15 protein-coding genes are annotated in these 14,782 nt (G+C 53.0%); 9 read left to right on the top strand and 6 right to left on the bottom strand.

Annotation, left to right across the window (positions count from 1 at the left end):
- The first annotated feature begins 74 nt into the window (after positions 1–74).
- Positions 75–1,268 (top strand): NAD(P)/FAD-dependent oxidoreductase, encoded by a 1,194-nt coding sequence (locus tag ACRCWW_RS20370; RefSeq protein WP_438684020.1) that lies wholly within the window; start codon positions 75–77, stop codon positions 1,266–1,268.
- A gap of 141 nt (positions 1,269–1,409) precedes the next feature.
- Positions 1,410–1,589 carry a hypothetical protein gene (locus tag ACRCWW_RS20365; protein WP_438684019.1) on the top strand — a complete coding sequence of 60 codons (180 nt, stop codon included), beginning with the start codon at positions 1,410–1,412 and terminating at the stop codon, positions 1,587–1,589.
- Here ACRCWW_RS20365 and ACRCWW_RS20360 read toward each other — a convergent pair.
- From ACRCWW_RS20360 to ACRCWW_RS20340, 5 genes are all read right to left on the bottom strand, one after another.
- The gene (locus ACRCWW_RS20360) at positions 1,582–2,097 is read right to left on the bottom strand and encodes an NlpC/P60 family protein (RefSeq protein WP_438684018.1); all 516 of its coding nucleotides are present in this window, start codon (positions 2,095–2,097) and stop codon (positions 1,582–1,584) included. The two genes, ACRCWW_RS20365 and ACRCWW_RS20360, sit on opposite strands and share 8 nt — an antisense overlap.
- Before the next feature lie 232 nt (positions 2,098–2,329).
- On the bottom strand, positions 2,330–3,184 hold the full coding sequence (locus tag ACRCWW_RS20355) for a LysR family transcriptional regulator (RefSeq protein ID WP_438684017.1): 855 nt from the start codon (positions 3,182–3,184) through the stop codon (positions 2,330–2,332).
- Entirely contained in the window at positions 3,177–4,094 is a 918-nt protein-coding gene (locus ACRCWW_RS20350) for a LysR family transcriptional regulator (protein ID WP_438684016.1), read from the bottom strand. The genes ACRCWW_RS20355 and ACRCWW_RS20350 overlap by 8 nt, the downstream gene beginning before the upstream one ends.
- Positions 4,095–4,492: 398 nt before the next feature.
- Positions 4,493–4,999, bottom strand: a complete 507-nt coding sequence (locus ACRCWW_RS20345; RefSeq protein ID WP_438684015.1) for a LuxR C-terminal-related transcriptional regulator — start codon at positions 4,997–4,999, stop codon at positions 4,493–4,495.
- Between the two features lie 308 nt (positions 5,000–5,307).
- The gene (locus tag ACRCWW_RS20340) at positions 5,308–6,201 is read right to left on the bottom strand and encodes a LysR family transcriptional regulator (protein WP_438684014.1); all 894 of its coding nucleotides are present in this window, start codon (positions 6,199–6,201) and stop codon (positions 5,308–5,310) included.
- A 511-nt stretch (positions 6,202–6,712) separates the two neighbouring features.
- On the opposite strand from ACRCWW_RS20340, the gene arnB reads away from it, so the two are divergent.
- From arnB to arnF, 7 genes are read left to right on the top strand one after another with little or no spacing between them, the layout of a single operon-like run.
- Complete coding sequence (arnB, locus tag ACRCWW_RS20335) at positions 6,713–7,852, top strand: UDP-4-amino-4-deoxy-L-arabinose aminotransferase (protein ID WP_438684013.1); 1,140 nt, start codon at positions 6,713–6,715, stop codon at positions 7,850–7,852.
- A gap of 1 nt (position 7,853) precedes the next feature.
- A complete protein-coding gene (gene arnC / locus ACRCWW_RS20330) occupies positions 7,854–8,837 on the top strand; it encodes an undecaprenyl-phosphate 4-deoxy-4-formamido-L-arabinose transferase (protein ID WP_438684012.1) in 984 nt (327 codons plus the stop codon).
- The gene (gene arnA, locus ACRCWW_RS20325; RefSeq protein WP_438684011.1) at positions 8,834–10,816 is read left to right on the top strand and encodes a bifunctional UDP-4-amino-4-deoxy-L-arabinose formyltransferase/UDP-glucuronic acid oxidase ArnA; all 1,983 of its coding nucleotides are present in this window, start codon (positions 8,834–8,836) and stop codon (positions 10,814–10,816) included. Before arnC ends, arnA begins: the two co-directional genes overlap by 4 nt.
- Entirely contained in the window at positions 10,813–11,709 is an 897-nt protein-coding gene (arnD, locus tag ACRCWW_RS20320; protein WP_438684010.1) for a 4-deoxy-4-formamido-L-arabinose-phosphoundecaprenol deformylase, read from the top strand. The genes arnA and arnD overlap by 4 nt, the downstream gene beginning before the upstream one ends.
- Positions 11,710–11,714: 5 nt before the next feature.
- A complete protein-coding gene (gene arnT, locus ACRCWW_RS20315; RefSeq protein WP_438684009.1) occupies positions 11,715–13,370 on the top strand; it encodes a lipid IV(A) 4-amino-4-deoxy-L-arabinosyltransferase in 1,656 nt (551 codons plus the stop codon).
- On the top strand, positions 13,367–13,705 hold the full coding sequence (gene arnE / locus ACRCWW_RS20310; protein ID WP_438684008.1) for a 4-amino-4-deoxy-L-arabinose-phosphoundecaprenol flippase subunit ArnE: 339 nt from the start codon (positions 13,367–13,369) through the stop codon (positions 13,703–13,705). The genes arnT and arnE overlap by 4 nt, the downstream gene beginning before the upstream one ends.
- Complete coding sequence (gene arnF / locus ACRCWW_RS20305) at positions 13,705–14,076, top strand: 4-amino-4-deoxy-L-arabinose-phosphoundecaprenol flippase subunit ArnF (RefSeq protein ID WP_438684007.1); 372 nt, start codon at positions 13,705–13,707, stop codon at positions 14,074–14,076. The genes arnE and arnF overlap by 1 nt, the downstream gene beginning before the upstream one ends.
- Before the next feature lie 126 nt (positions 14,077–14,202).
- On the opposite strand, the gene acpT is transcribed toward arnF, so the two are convergent.
- Positions 14,203–14,781: a 4'-phosphopantetheinyl transferase AcpT gene (acpT, locus tag ACRCWW_RS20300; protein ID WP_438684006.1), complete on the bottom strand. Its 579-nt coding sequence runs from the start codon at positions 14,779–14,781 to the stop codon at positions 14,203–14,205.
- Position 14,782: the final 1 nt, after the last annotated feature.

Below are 14,782 nucleotides of genomic sequence, written 5' to 3'. Positions count from 1 at the left end.
ATGAAAAAAATCTTACTGGTCGTACCCGCCGGTAAAATTTACACTTCCCGACATTCAAAGAAGAGGAAACGTCTGTGGAAAGGTTTGATGCCATTGTTGTCGGCGCTGGCGCGGCGGGAATGTTTTGTGCGGCCCAGGCAGGGCAGGCCGGTGCGCGTGTGCTGCTGCTGGATAACGGTAAAAAGCCTGGCCGCAAGATTTTAATGTCCGGTGGCGGGCGCTGTAACTTCACCAATATGTATGTCGAGCCAGCCGCTTACCTGAGCCAGAACCCGCATTTCTGCAAATCGGCGCTGGCGCGTTACACCCAATGGGATTTCATCGATCTGGTGGGTAAGTATGGCATTGCCTGGCATGAGAAAACCCTCGGGCAGCTTTTCTGCGACGATTCTGCTGAGCAAATCGTCGATATGCTGGTGGCCGAATGTGACAAGGGCAACGTCACAACGCGCCTGAGGACGGAAATTCTCAGCGTTGAGCGCGATGACGAAGGTTACGTTTTACAGCTGAACGGTGACGCCGTGGCGGCGAAGAAGCTGGTTATCGCCAGCGGCGGTTTGTCGATGCCGGGTTTAGGTGCCTCGCCGTTTGGCTATAAGATTGCCGAACAGTTTGGCCTGAAGGTTCTGCCAACCCGCGCGGGTCTGGTGCCGTTCACGCTGCATAAACCTCTGCTGGAGCAGTTGCAGGTGCTGTCCGGTGTTTCTGTGCCTTCGGTGATCGCTGCCGACGACGGCACGGTGTTCCGCGAGAATCTGCTGTTTACGCATCGCGGCCTGTCCGGCCCGGCGGTTCTGCAAATCTCCAGCTATTGGCTGCCGGGTGAATTTGTCAGCATCAACCTGCTGCCAGAATGCAGTCTGGACGAGTTCCTTAATGAGCAGCGAACAGCGCATCCAAACCAGAGCCTGAAAAACACGCTGGCGATGCAGCTGCCGAAGCGCCTGGTGGAGTGCCTGCAGCTTTTAGGGCAAATTCCGGATGTGCAGCTGAAACAGCTCAACAGCAAAGATCAGCAGCAGCTGGTTGAAACGCTGACAAACTGGCGAGTGCAGCCCAACGGTACCGAAGGTTATCGTACGGCAGAAGTCACGCTCGGCGGCGTGGACACCAACGAACTCTCTTCCCGCACCATGGAAGCCCGAAAAGCGCCTGGCCTGTATTTCATTGGCGAAGTGATGGATGTCACCGGCTGGCTTGGGGGCTACAACTTCCAGTGGGCCTGGGCGTCCGCCTGGGCTTGTGCTCAGGCTTTGGTGGAGGTTTAGGCCATATGACAGGGAATTGTTATTTTAAACGGATTTAAATGAATCCAGATTGTTTAAAACTCAGAAACAATTCCCTCCTTTCACCATGGGCATGGCTGAGGTAGCATTCGCAGTCCTGATCCGGTCGACCCAAGAGCACGCATGAGCCTTTTTGCTATTCTTCTGATTACCTTTGCCGCTAAGGCCCTGATTTCTTTTGCTGTCTATCTGAAAGCCAGGCACGCGATCGCGCGCATGAGCATGCCTGCGAAAGGGATGGTAATTGGCAGCAGCTGGTTATTTGGCTACGGTATTTCCCAGCTTGTCGAAGAGTTTATCTGACCACCGTGTCAGGCAGCACCCGACGAACAGCCAGCAGATGGTTGTTCCAGTAAGGGTTGCTTAGCGCTGAAATGGTAACGCCTTTGCGGCGTGAGGCGTGAATAAAGCGGTTATCCCCGATGTAAATCCCCACATGTTTTTGTGCTCTCCCGGTTTTAAAGAAAATCAGATCGCCAATGTGCGGTGACAGCTGCTTCGCTTTTTTCCCTTTTTTGAGCTGTGCGGTCGTTGTACGCGGCAGATCAATCGCAAAAGCTTCCCGATAAAGCCGTTTGGTCAGGGCAGAACAGTCGATCGCATTATGCGAGTTGCCTCCCAGGCGATAACGGGTTCCTTTCCAGTTTTTATACTCATTCATCAGGCGCTTACGGCGTTTGAGATTACTGGCTTTTTTCGTCGGTTTGAGGGCGACTTCTTTGGCGTGATGAGGCACCAGCAGGCTGTCGGCCTGGGCTGCGCAATGAAAGCCCAATAAAAGGCCGGTCAGGAGAAGGAGACGAAAAAACATAGCAGTAATATAGGATGACGTATAAGAAATTTAGGGTGAATAACAGGCATTGATGCTACTTATTTTATGTACAAGGGGCAATGTTAAATATGCAAATATGTGATTTGAAAAAGTCCTTTCTGCATATCACTTCAACCGGAATGTGTCGCGACGATTTTTATTTAAATCTGGATTGCATCCTGATGTTCCGCCTCTGTTTAAACCCGGGCAGACAAATTGTCCGCCCAAATTATCAAAGTGCATTCAGTGCCGTTGAAATTTTGTCCAGATTCAGCGCGTTTATATTCTCTTCCATAGCCCGGTGATAGTGTAAATAACATTCAAAGGTCATCTCTAACGCCGGAGGCGGCGTATGTGCCTTAAGGGGGAAACGGGCTTGCAAAAACGGAATGAACATCTTTGGCATTATCATCACGTATTCTGAGGCAGAACAGTGCCAGGCCAGCGCCAGCAGGTTCGGGCTGGTCCAGGCAATTTTACGCCCCGTCATCAGGTGGACATCCACTTTATCCACCATTCCCCTGAGGCTTCCCACTCCACGTTGCCAGCTGAGATGTTCGTTTTCGAGCCAGTCTTCAAGCGTGAAATTTTGCTGAATGCGCGGGTGATCCGCGGCCGTCAGAATGCAGGTTTCGGAACGCACAAACCGCCTGGAGACGATAGCGCGGTCATCCGGTAACTTCCCGCCAATATCAATATCCACTTCACGGTGTTTCAGTTTACGCAGGCGCTCTTCCGGGCAGGTCGCCATGGTCGTAAAGTGCATCAACGCATCGCTGCCTAAATGGATATGTTCTGCCAACAGCATCTCAATCAATGAATAGGTCGCAATAACAAATTCATTTTTGATCGAGCTTAGCTGTGAAATCTCTTCAAATTTTTTCTGTAACGCCAGCGCATGTTCATTTGGCTTGAGCCCGCTGCGCGTTCGCACAAACAACTCCTGCCCCATTTGCTTTTTTAGCTGATTGAGTGAGTAACTGATCGCCGAGGGGGATATCTTTAATTCCTGAGCCGCTTTCACGGCGCTTTGGCACTTAATCAGAGTGTTAATAATTTTTAACTGGCGAATGCTAATGTCATTCATTGCGTAAGATCCCGGATGTTAACTGCGTGACAATATCGCTAATGACGGTCATCAGCTCTTCGTTTTCAGTCAGTTGTCTATTGAAGTGGATATAGCAGTCGTAGCGGATAGCCAGTTCACGAGGCATTGCCAGACGTTTAACTGAAAAGACAGAGGTCAGCGTGCGGGTAAAATAATCCGGGATCATCATGATGCAGTCACTGGAAGCACAGAATGTCACCATATTGATAATGCTCGCGGAAATCATCGCGACTTTACGCTCGCCGATATGCTTCATGACCTCCTGAGAGGTGGCGATGTCTTCCGTATAGTAATCTGCCAGCACGGACCATACTGCGTGTTTTCGGCTTTGCCACTCATCGAGCGTTAGCTCTGTGTCTAACGAGGTGTTGCGATTCACCAGAACCGACACCGGGCAAGAGAAGAGCTTAATTTTATTGATGAGCGGGTCGGCCGGTAGCTTGGCGCCAATATCAATATCCACCTGCCCATTTTTAAGCTTTTCCAGTCTGTGATTTACGTTGGAATCATAAGGAAGAAAGGAGAAGTGGGTGGTTTTCTCTCTGGGGCCTCTTTCTTTGACAGCACAAGCGATCATCATCTCGACCGGTGAATAGGTCATAAACGTTAAGCGATTGCCGCTTTCTGTTTCGTCCGTCTCTGCCGTTTCGCTATTAACGCCGGTGAATTTTTGATAGCGCTGACTTAATTCCCTGGCGGTGGTATCGGGTTTCATCCCTGATTTGGTGCGGATAAAAAGGTGCGCGCCAGTAATACTCCGCGCCTTTTTAAGTGCATAGCTGATGGTGCCTGGGCTCAGGTTCAGCAACTGCGCGGTTTTGGTGACGCTACCACTGACGACCAGCGTATTAATGACTTTTAATAATTTGAGATCAATTTCAGTATGCATGTGTTTTATTCCCAGCGGATCGAGCTCTTGGTAAAACTGACACGCATCTCAGGGTATTCGGAGGTTTCTGGTCGGGTAGTATTCTCGTTAGACGTAAGATATTTCTGGAAGAAAGGAATCTACTCGTAAAGGGCATGTAAACACAATCACGGATCCTTTTTGACCTTTGGAAAACTAAGGCATTAAGGCGAAAGGGATATCTAACTGTGTGTATTATTAAGGTTTTTTTGAGTATTTAAATTGTTTAAATAGCGCTGGTGCTTTTTTTGAATATTGGGGGAATAGCGCACTAAGGCGAATTCTGTTGATGAAAATGAGTATTTTGAAAAGAGACGGTACGGAAAGAATGGGGGAATGGCAGGGAGAATATCTCTCCCTGTCGGCAGGCTCAGAAGCTATCAGGCGTGTTGGCTGATCAAGCCATGTAGCTGAGAACCATTGCTGCGTGAGATGGCGGTTTTAATGCGCAACATCGCCAGCGTGTTCTTCGACTTCATGCGAAGTTTGTGTTGAATATTAACGCGATGTCCGCTGGCTGTTTTCTGTGAGATATCCAGCTCACGGGCGATTTTGACATTTTGCAGGTGGAAGACGTCAAGGATGTCCAGTTCACGCTGAGTCAACACGTTTTGCCGTGGTTTCGGGAAATAGCGGGCAATTTTCTGGATGTAATGCGGCGTGCACTCCATCGATGAGAACACGACATCACCAATCTTAAAGCAGTGATCTTTGATGATATCCTGCATCAGCACCATGTACTTTATGCTGAGCTGATTCACTTTATTGATAAAGTAATCACGCAGAAACAGATTCTCAATGCCGACCACCAGATAATTAGCGGGATTATAGTCACTGAGATAGCTGTCGATGTCAGATTTGCAGGCAATTTGATGTGACTCAAACACCTGCGATTCGATTCCTGCGCACAGGTAAAAATTATCACTAACAAAACTGATATTCATAATTTATTTCAGATCCTGGGCGGTAAGTAAATTTCCCTGAGCCAGAGTTATAATGTTTATTTTTAAATTTCTGACGGAGGGTGAGTATCCGCAAAAACAGTAATGTTATTCGCCGGGCATGTAAACCCCTGACAAACAGAACATTGTTCAAAATGAAATTTTATAAAACTGCAATTTGTTGTTTCTCATCCCAAAACAGGTGTTTTGGGAGAGGTGGATAAAAGATGCTGTTACATATATTGTTATTTTGATTAATTGAATACTTGCTGAAAAAAAGTAATCAACTCGCTCAGGTTCTTATTATCAACGTGACTATGATGATAATGAAGAAAACATTCGTAATGCATGGTTAATTCATCCGGCGCAGAAAGCCATTTTACCGGAAGTATTTTTTCCAGCTTATTGCCAACAATTTTGGGCATCAAAATCACCAGATCGCTAAGGGCGCAAAGCGTCGCAACGCTCAGGGAGCTACTGGAAACCAGCGAGAGACCCTGATCCCGGAAGATCGCATTAAACTGATTGGTTTTTGTGATGTCATCGCTGAAGAAGTGCATTCCGCGAGCCCAGATGGCATGGCGGCTGTTTTGCCACTGCTCAAGCGTTATGCTTTCTTTGATAGTCGGATGCTCTTTGCTTAACAGCACTCCTGTGTCGCCGACAATGAATTTAATCTGCACAATGGAGCGGTCTACCGGCAGGCGAGTGCCAATATCAATATCGACTTCTTTATTGCGTAACTTAATCAGACGCTCGTTTTCACTTTCATGCTGCGGCTGAAAGTGAAGCATCGGCAGCGTTGAGGCGCTGTTGAGTGCCGCGTGTGACAGGATTAATTCGGCAAGTGAATAGGTACTCACCACGATGTTTCGGCTGGCATAGGCATTGTCGCTGTCTGGTGCGTTCAGCTCATGGTTGATGTTCTGATAACGCTGGCTAAGCTCTTTGGCCAGCGTGTTGGGCTCCATGCCGGTGCGGGTACGAAAAAACAGAGCTGAGCCCGTTGTCTTACGGGCTTTGTTGATAAGATAGCTCACCGCGCCCGGGGTGACATGCAAAATTTCGGCTGCCCTGGTCACGCTTCCACAGGTGCTAAGCACGTGGATTGCTTTCAGGACTTTCATATCCAGGCCATCGTCCGCCATAGTTTTTTCTCGTTATATTATTGATTAGTTGAATGATAGTTCACGCCGCGGGAGACGGAAGTTCCTTTTGTGCCTTCGATGAAACCGGGTCGGAGGAGAGCGTATTTCGGTTTTCACGATGTATCAGTGCTAAAGCGACCAGAGGCGACGGAAAATGAAATGTGAAATGTGACGAAGTTCATTGAATAGCATGCAGAATATATTTCCCGTTTAGCTTTCATTGACATTATTAACAAAACCTTAGGATGACAGTATTATTAATCTTCGATAAAGATGTGTTTTGCTGACAAAAGGGCATGTTACATAACTACATGAAAAATTAGATATTATCTTGATATCTCCCCCCGTCATTGTCTTTCTTAATATTATCCTAATAAACGTTGGCTATTTTTGATGGCATTGAACTGGCGTTTATAAAACCGTGCCATTTGACCTCTTTTATTTTTATTTCGTTTAACTTCGCAAGCGCACCATGGTGGTGTAATTCCCAATGTCTGGGTGAGGACAATTAATGAGTGAATTTTTACCCTTCTCACGTCCCTCTATGGGCGACGAGGAGTTTGCCGCGCTCAAAGAGGTGCTGCAGTCTGGATGGATCACCACCGGGCCAAAAAATCAGCAGCTTGAAGAGGCGTTTTGCACCCTGACCGGAAATCGCCATGCGATAGCGGTAAGCTCCGCGACCGGCGGGATGCACGTCACCCTGATGGCGCTCGGTATCGGCCCGGGCGATGAAGTCATTACCCCCTCGCAAACCTGGGTTTCCACCCTCAACATGATCGAACTGCCTGGCGCGACGCCGGTGATGATCGATGTCGATCACGACACGTTGATGGTGACGCCAGAAGCGGTTGCTGCTGCTATCACCCCGAAAACCAAAGCGATTATTCCGGTTCATTACGCTGGTGCGCCGTGCGATATTGACGGCATTCGCGCCGTTGCCGAACAGCATGGCATTCCGGTGATTGAAGATGCGGCCCATGCGGCAGGCACTTACTACAAAGGCCACCACGTTGGGGGCAAAGGCACCGCCATTTTCTCTTTCCACGCGATCAAAAATATGACCTGCGCGGAAGGTGGTTTGATCGTTACTGACAATGACCAGCTGGCGAATCGCATTCGCAGCCTGAAATTCCACGGGCTGGGTGTCGATGCCTACGACCGTCAGACTCACGGCCGTGCGCCACAGGCGGAAGTGATTTCCCCAGGCTTCAAATACAACCTGGCGGATATCAACGCGGCGCTGGCGCTGGTTCAGTTAGGCAAGCTGCCGGAAGCGAACCGTAAACGTGAGGCCATTGCTCAGCGTTATTTGCAGGAACTGGCCGACACGCCATTCCAGCCGCTGACCATCCCCGCCTGGCCTCATCAGCACGCCTGGCATCTGTTTATCATTCGTGTGGACGAAGCACGCTGTGGCATCAGCCGTGACGGCCTGATGGAGCAGCTCAAAGCGCAGGGTATTGGCACTGGCCTGCATTTCCGCGCGGCACACACGCAAAAATACTATCGCGAACGCTACCCGACCCTCTCTCTGCCCAATACAGAGTGGAATAGCGCGCGTATCTGTTCATTGCCTCTTTTCCCGGATATGACTCATGACGACACAACCCGCGTCATTTCTGCGCTCCGTAAGCTCGCAGGACATTGATATGTTTGAAACCCCGAAAGTGAAAAAAGTCTCGGTGGTGATCCCTGTTTACAACGAACAGGAAAGCCTGCCAGAGCTGATTCGCCGGACTGATGCGGCCTGTGCCACGCTGAACCGCGACTATGAAATTCTGTTAGTCGACGACGGCAGCAGCGACGACTCCGCACGCATGCTGTGCCTGGCCGCTGAAGTGCCAGGCAGCCATGTGGTTGCCGTGCTGTTGAACCGTAACTACGGCCAGCACTCAGCGATCATGGCCGGTTTCAGTCACGTCACAGGCGATCTCATCATTACGCTTGATGCCGACCTGCAAAACCCGCCGGAAGAAATTCCGCGCCTGGTTGAAAAGGCAGATGAAGGCTATGACGTGGTCGGCACCGTGCGCCAGAACCGTCAGGACAGCATCTTCCGTAAAACAGCTTCGAAGACGATTAACCGCCTGATTCAGCGCACCACCGGCAAAGCCATGGGCGACTACGGCTGCATGTTGCGCGCTTATCGCCGCCACATTGTTGACGCGATGCTCAACTGCCACGAGCGCAGCACCTTTATTCCGATCCTTGCCAACACCTTTGCGCGTCGCGCGGTAGAGATCCCGGTGATGCACGCCGAGCGTGAGTTTGGCGATTCCAAATACAGCTTTATGCGTCTTATCAACCTGATGTACGACCTGGTGACCTGTCTGACCACCACGCCGCTGCGTCTGTTGAGCGTGGTCGGCAGCATTATCGCGGTGGCGGGTTTCGCCTTCGCCCTGCTGCTGGTCGTGCTGCGTCTGGCCTTCGGTGCTGAGTGGGCAGGCGATGGTTTGTTCCTGCTGTTCGCCGTGCTGTTTATGTTCATCGGCGCGCAGTTCGTCGGTATGGGTTTACTTGGGGAATATATCGGCCGCATCTACAACGATGTCCGTGCTCGTCCCCGCTATTTTATTCAACGTGTTGTTCGTCAGGAAAGCCTGGCGACTGAAGAGGAAGATCGTTCATGAAAGCTGTTGTATTCGCCTATCACGACATGGGTTGCACAGGTATTCAGGCCCTGCTGGACGCCGGATATGACATCGCGGCCATTTTTACCCACCCGGATAACGCCGGTGAAAACCACTTCTTCGGCTCCGTTGCTCGCCTCGCGGCAGAGCAGGGGATCAGCGTTTACGCGCCAGAAGATGTGAATCACCCGCTGTGGGTGGATCGCATTCGCGAGATGAGCCCGGATGTGATTTTCTCCTTCTACTACCGCAACCTGCTGGGCGAAGAAATTCTCAACACCGCGCCTATTGGCGCCTTTAACCTGCACGGTTCCCTGCTGCCAAAATACCGGGGTCGCGCACCGCTGAACTGGGTACTGGTGAACGGTGAGAAAGAAACCGGCGTGACGCTGCACCGTATGATCAACCGCGCGGATGCCGGTGACATCGTGGCGCAGGAAGGGGTCGCGATTGAGGCAAACGACGTTGCGCTGACGCTGCACCGCAAACTGTGTTCTGCCGCTCAGACCCTGCTGCGTGATGCTCTGCCGCTGATCCTGAACGGCAAAACCGTTGAAAAAGCGCAGGACGAAAGCCAGGCAACCGTGGTGGGTCGTCGTACGCCAGAAGACGGTCGTCTTATCTGGGAACAGCCTGCTGAAGCGCTGCACAACCTGGTGCGTGCGGTCTCTGACCCATGGCCGGGCGCGTATGGCTTCGTCGGCACAAACAAATTTATCGTCTGGAAATCTCGCGTGCGTCACGATGTGGCTGCCGCTAAACCGGGCACCGTTATCTCTGCTTCTCCGCTGATCGTCGCCTGTGGTCAGGGCGCGCTGGAAATCCTGACCGGTCAGAGCGACAAAGGCGTTTACATGCAGGGCGCTCAGCTTGCTCAGGCGCTGGGTCTTGTGGCGGGCGCGCTGTTGACGAGTTCACCGTTTGTGGCGGTAAAACGTCGCACCCGTGTGCTGATCCTCGGCGTAAACGGCTTTATCGGTAACCACCTGACTGAACGCCTGCTGAAAGACGACAACTACGAGATTTATGGCCTGGATATCGGGTCTGATGCGATCAGCCGTTTCCTCGACAACCCACGTTTCCACTTCGTTGAAGGCGATATCAGCATTCACTCCGAATGGATTGAATACCACATCAAGAAATGTGACGTGGTTCTGCCGCTGGTGGCTATCGCCACGCCAATTGAATACACCCGTAACCCGCTGCGCGTGTTCGAGCTCGACTTCGAAGAGAACCTGAAAATCATCCGTGACTGCGTGAAGTACAACAAGCGCATCATCTTCCCGTCCACTTCAGAAGTGTACGGCATGTGTACGGATAAGAACTTCGACGAAGACAACTCCAACCTGGTCGTCGGGCCAATCAACAAGCAGCGTTGGATTTACTCGGTGTCCAAACAGCTTCTGGACCGCGTGATTTGGGCGTACGGCGACAAAGCCGGTCTGAAATTTACCCTGTTCCGTCCGTTTAACTGGATGGGGCCGCGCCTGGACAGCCTTAATTCTGCGCGTATCGGCAGCTCTCGTGCTATCACTCAGCTGATCCTGAACCTGGTGGAAGGCTCACCGATCAAACTGATTGAAGGCGGCAAGCAGAAGCGTTGCTTCACCGACATCAGCGACGGTATCGAAGCGCTGTTCCGCATCATCGAGAACAAAGAAGGGCGCTGCGACGGGCAGATCGTCAACATCGGTAACCCGGACAACGAAGCGAGCATCAAAGACCTGGCTGAAATGCTGCTCGACTGCTTTGAACGTCACCCGCTGCGTAACCAGTTCCCGCCATTCGCCGGTTTCCGTGAAGTGGAAAGCAGCGACTACTACGGGAAAGGTTATCAGGACGTTGAGCACCGTAAGCCAGGCATTCGCAATGCCAAACGTTGCCTCGACTGGCAGCCGACGGTGGAAATGCAGCAGACCGTTGAACAAACCCTGGACTTCTTCCTGCGCACCGTCGAGTTAACGGAAACCCCAAAATGAGGCAGAAGGTTGGCTTACGCGTTGATGTAGATACCTTTCGCGGGACGCGCGATGGGGTGCCGCGCCTGCTGGATATTTTCCAGCGGCACGGCATTCAGGCCAGCTTCTTTTTCAGCGTCGGGCCTGACAACATGGGGCGCCACTTGTGGCGCCTGCTAAAGCCGAAGTTCTTGTGGAAAATGCTGCGCTCGCGCGCAGCATCGCTGTATGGCTGGGACATCCTGCTCGCGGGCACCGCCTGGCCGGGGAAAAATATCGGCACGCCAAATGCCGATATCATCCGCGCCACGGCGCAGGCTCATGAAGTGGGTCTTCACGCCTGGGATCACCATCGCTGGCAGATGTGGAGCGGGGTGTGGGGTCAGGCTGAGCTGGAAGCGGAAATCGCCCGAGGGTTGCAGGCACTCGAAGCCATCACCCAAACGCCCGTGACCTGCTCAGCGGTTGCTGGCTGGCGTGCTGACGGTCGGGTCGTGAAAGCCAAAGAAGGGTTTGATTTCCTCTACAACAGCGACTGTCGCGGCACTCGCCCTTTCCTTCCTGTTCTTGAGGAGGGGAAAACGGGTACCGTACAGATCCCGGTCACTTTGCCGACCTGGGATGAAGCCGTGGGCGTGGAGGTTAGCGCGGAAGGGTTTAACGACTGGCTGATTGACCGCATCCATAAAGATTGTGGTGTGCCGGTGTATACCATTCACGCTGAAGTGGAAGGGATTATCGGCGCGGCACAGTTTGAGCGGCTCCTGCAACAAGCGGAGGACGAGGGCATCGAGTTTTGCCCACTGAGCGAACTGCTGCCGGACGACTTCAGTACGTTGCCAAAAGGGAATGTGGTACGTGGCGAACTGGCGGGTCGTGAAGGCTGGTTAGGACAAGAACAACTTTTGGGATAAGCCTGATGAAATCCTTACGTTTAAGCGCATCACTGCTGTTTTTGTACGCGCTCTACTATTTACTGCCGTTGAATTTCCGCTTGTTATGGCAGCCGGACGAAACCCGTTACGCGGAAATCAGCCGCGAAATGCTGGCTTCCGGCGACTGGATTGTGCCGCATTTTTTGGGCCTGCGTTACTTTGAAAAACCGATTGCCGGGTACTGGATCAACAGTATCGGGCAGTGGCTGTTTGGTCATGGCAATTTTGCCGTGCGCTTTGGCGTGGTGTTCTCAACGGCCAGCACCGCGTTGCTGGTGGCCTGGCTGGCGTGGAAACTCTGGCAGGATAAGCGTACCGCCATTCTCTCTGCCGTCATCTTCCTGACCGCGTTCCTGGTCTACGGGATTGGCACGTATGCCGTGCTCGACCCGATGATATCCCTGTGGCTGATGCTGGCGATGTGCAGCTTCTGGGGCGCAACGCAGGCACAGACCACGGCCGGAAAACTGGGCGGCTACGTGCTGCTGGGGATTGCGTGCGGAATGGGCGTCATGACCAAAGGCTTCCTCGCGCTGGCGGTGCCGGTCATTGGCGTGTTGCCATGGGTGATTGTGCAGAAACGCTGGAAAGAAGTGCTGCTCTGGGGCTGGGTGGCGATCGTCGTTTGCGTCCTGACGGTGCTGCCGTGGGGCCTGGCGATAGCGCATCGCGAGTCTGATTTCTGGAATTACTTCTTCTGGGTCGAACATATCCAGCGCTTCGCGAAGAGCGATGCGCAGCATAAAGCCCCGTTCTGGTACTACATTCCGTTCCTGGTTGCGGGCAGCCTGCCATGGCTGGCGCTGCTGCCGGGGGCGCTGAAAAAGGGCTGGCAGGAGCGCGAACCGCAGCGCGGCGCGTTCTACCTGCTAGGCTGGATTGTGATGCCGTTCCTGTTCTTCAGCATCGCGAAGGGCAAGCTGCCAACCTATATCCTCCCTTGCTTTGCACCGCTGGCCATCCTGATGGCACGTTATGCGCTGGAAGCGGTAGACAAAGGGGCGAAGGCGCTGCGCTACAACGGCATGATTAACATCGGCTTTGGCTTAATCGGCCTGATTGCGGTGTTGGTGGTGTCGCCGTGGGGCATGCTGCATAAACCGGTGTGGAGCAACATTGAGCTCTACAAATGCCTGCTGGCAGCGATCGGATTTGGCGTCTGGGCGCTGGTCGGCTGGTTGTCGATTCGGGATGGCGTGAAGGGCTGGGCGCTGGCGGCCTGTTGCCCGCTGGGTATCGCGTTGCTGATTGGCTTTGCTATTCCTGACAAAGTTATCGACAGTAAGCAGCCACAGTTCATTACTGATATTGTGAGTGAACAGCTGACACCAAGCCGTTACGTTCTGACCAACAGCGTCGGCGTGGCCGCAGGACTTGCGTGGGAGCTTAAACGCAGCGATATCACGATGTTCCGCCAGCAGGGTGAGCTGAAATATGGGCTGGCCTATCCGGATGCGAAAGACCGCTTTGTCGACAGCGATCAGTTCGACGGCTGGCTGGCAGAGCATCGCAAAGAAGGGCCAGTCTCGCTGGTGCTTCAGCTCAACAAAGGACAACAGCTTGAGGATCTGAATCTGCCGAAACCGGACAACGTCTACAAGATGAGCCGAATGGTGTTCGTGCAGTATCTGCCACAATGATAACGACCCTCTCTCTGCTGCTGGCAAGCCTGTTGAGCTGCGCCGGGCAGCTCTGCCAGAAACAAGCGACCCGTCCGGCGAAAGCCGGGCGGCGCGGGCAGCATATCGCCCTGTGGCTCGGGCTGGCGTTAGTGACGCTAGGAATGGGTATGGCGCTGTGGCTAGTGGTATTGCAGCGCTTGCCGGTCGGCATTGCTTACCCGATGCTCAGCCTGAATTTTGTCTGGGTGACGCTGGCGGCAAAATTCATCTGGAAAGAGCCTGTTTCAGTGCGCCACTGGTTGGGCGTGAGCCTGATAATCGGCGGGATTCTGGTGTTGGGGAGTAGCCTCTGATGGGTTTAGTCTGGGCATTATTCAGCGTCATTCTGGTCAGCGGCGCGCAGTTGCTACTGAGAGCAGCGATGCTGCTGCTACCGCCAGTCGGGGATATCGGCGATCTGCTCTCGCATCTGATCACCCTTCAGCCGGGAAGCGGTCTGTTAGTGCTGGGGTTGTTTGGCTATCTGGCATCGATGATGTGCTGGTTCTTCGCCCTGAAACGCCTGCCGTTGTCGAAAGCCTACGCCCTGCTGAGCCTCAGCTACATCGCCGTCTGGGCCGCAGCAGTGTTCTTTCAACACGAAGCGTTTTCAGTACAAGCGCTGGTGGGGGTCTTGCTGGTGATGGCTGGGGTGATGACGATTTTTGCGCCTGTGCGGCGGTAAGATTTCCCCCTCTCCCTAACCCTCTCCCTCAGGGAGAGGGAACCGAAATGTGCGGCCTTTGGTTTTCTCCCTCTCCCTGGGGAGAGGGTCGGGGAGAGGGCGCGCACAAGACGTTCAACAATGATCTCAACCCACCCGCTCAATCACCTGTTCTGTCACATGAAACGGCGTTGGCGTACACGCCGCCAGGCTCAATCCTTCATGTTGTAAATCACTCAGATGCAGATTCAGCGGCGTGGTGCTGTCAAAGCTCACTATCTGCCATGCGCTGCCGCCGCGCTGTTTCACCATCGCTTCTTTGCGTGTCCAGATGCACCAGAACCTTTCCAGACGGTGCGCTTCGGCTTCTTTCTCCAGCTCCGCGTGTTCATTGATGGTAAAGGTCGCATTGGCGAGCTGTTGCCAGTGTGGGCGCGGGCGAATCGCTTCGATGTCACACCCCACCGGGCCTTCATCACTCAACAGCAGCGCGATGTTGTCGCCGCTGTGGCTCAGGTTGAACCACAGCGCGTGATCCTCGTCGAACCCCGGTTTTCCCTGATCGCCATAGTGAATCGTCGGCAAAGGCGAGACGGCATGGCACAGCAACGCGCGGCCAGCCAGCCACGCATTGCGCCGTTTTCCTTCCGGGGCAAGCTTCGCAAGCTCAGGCGGAAGCGCCGTCAGACTAAGGGTCGATATTTTCCCGAGGAACAGCCGATACATC

Source organism: Scandinavium sp. (assembly GCF_051650185.1).
Classification (GTDB): domain Bacteria; phylum Pseudomonadota; class Gammaproteobacteria; order Enterobacterales; family Enterobacteriaceae; genus Scandinavium.
Note: the sequence above shows the minus strand (reverse complement) of the source record. Positions and strands in the feature narration are given on the sequence as shown.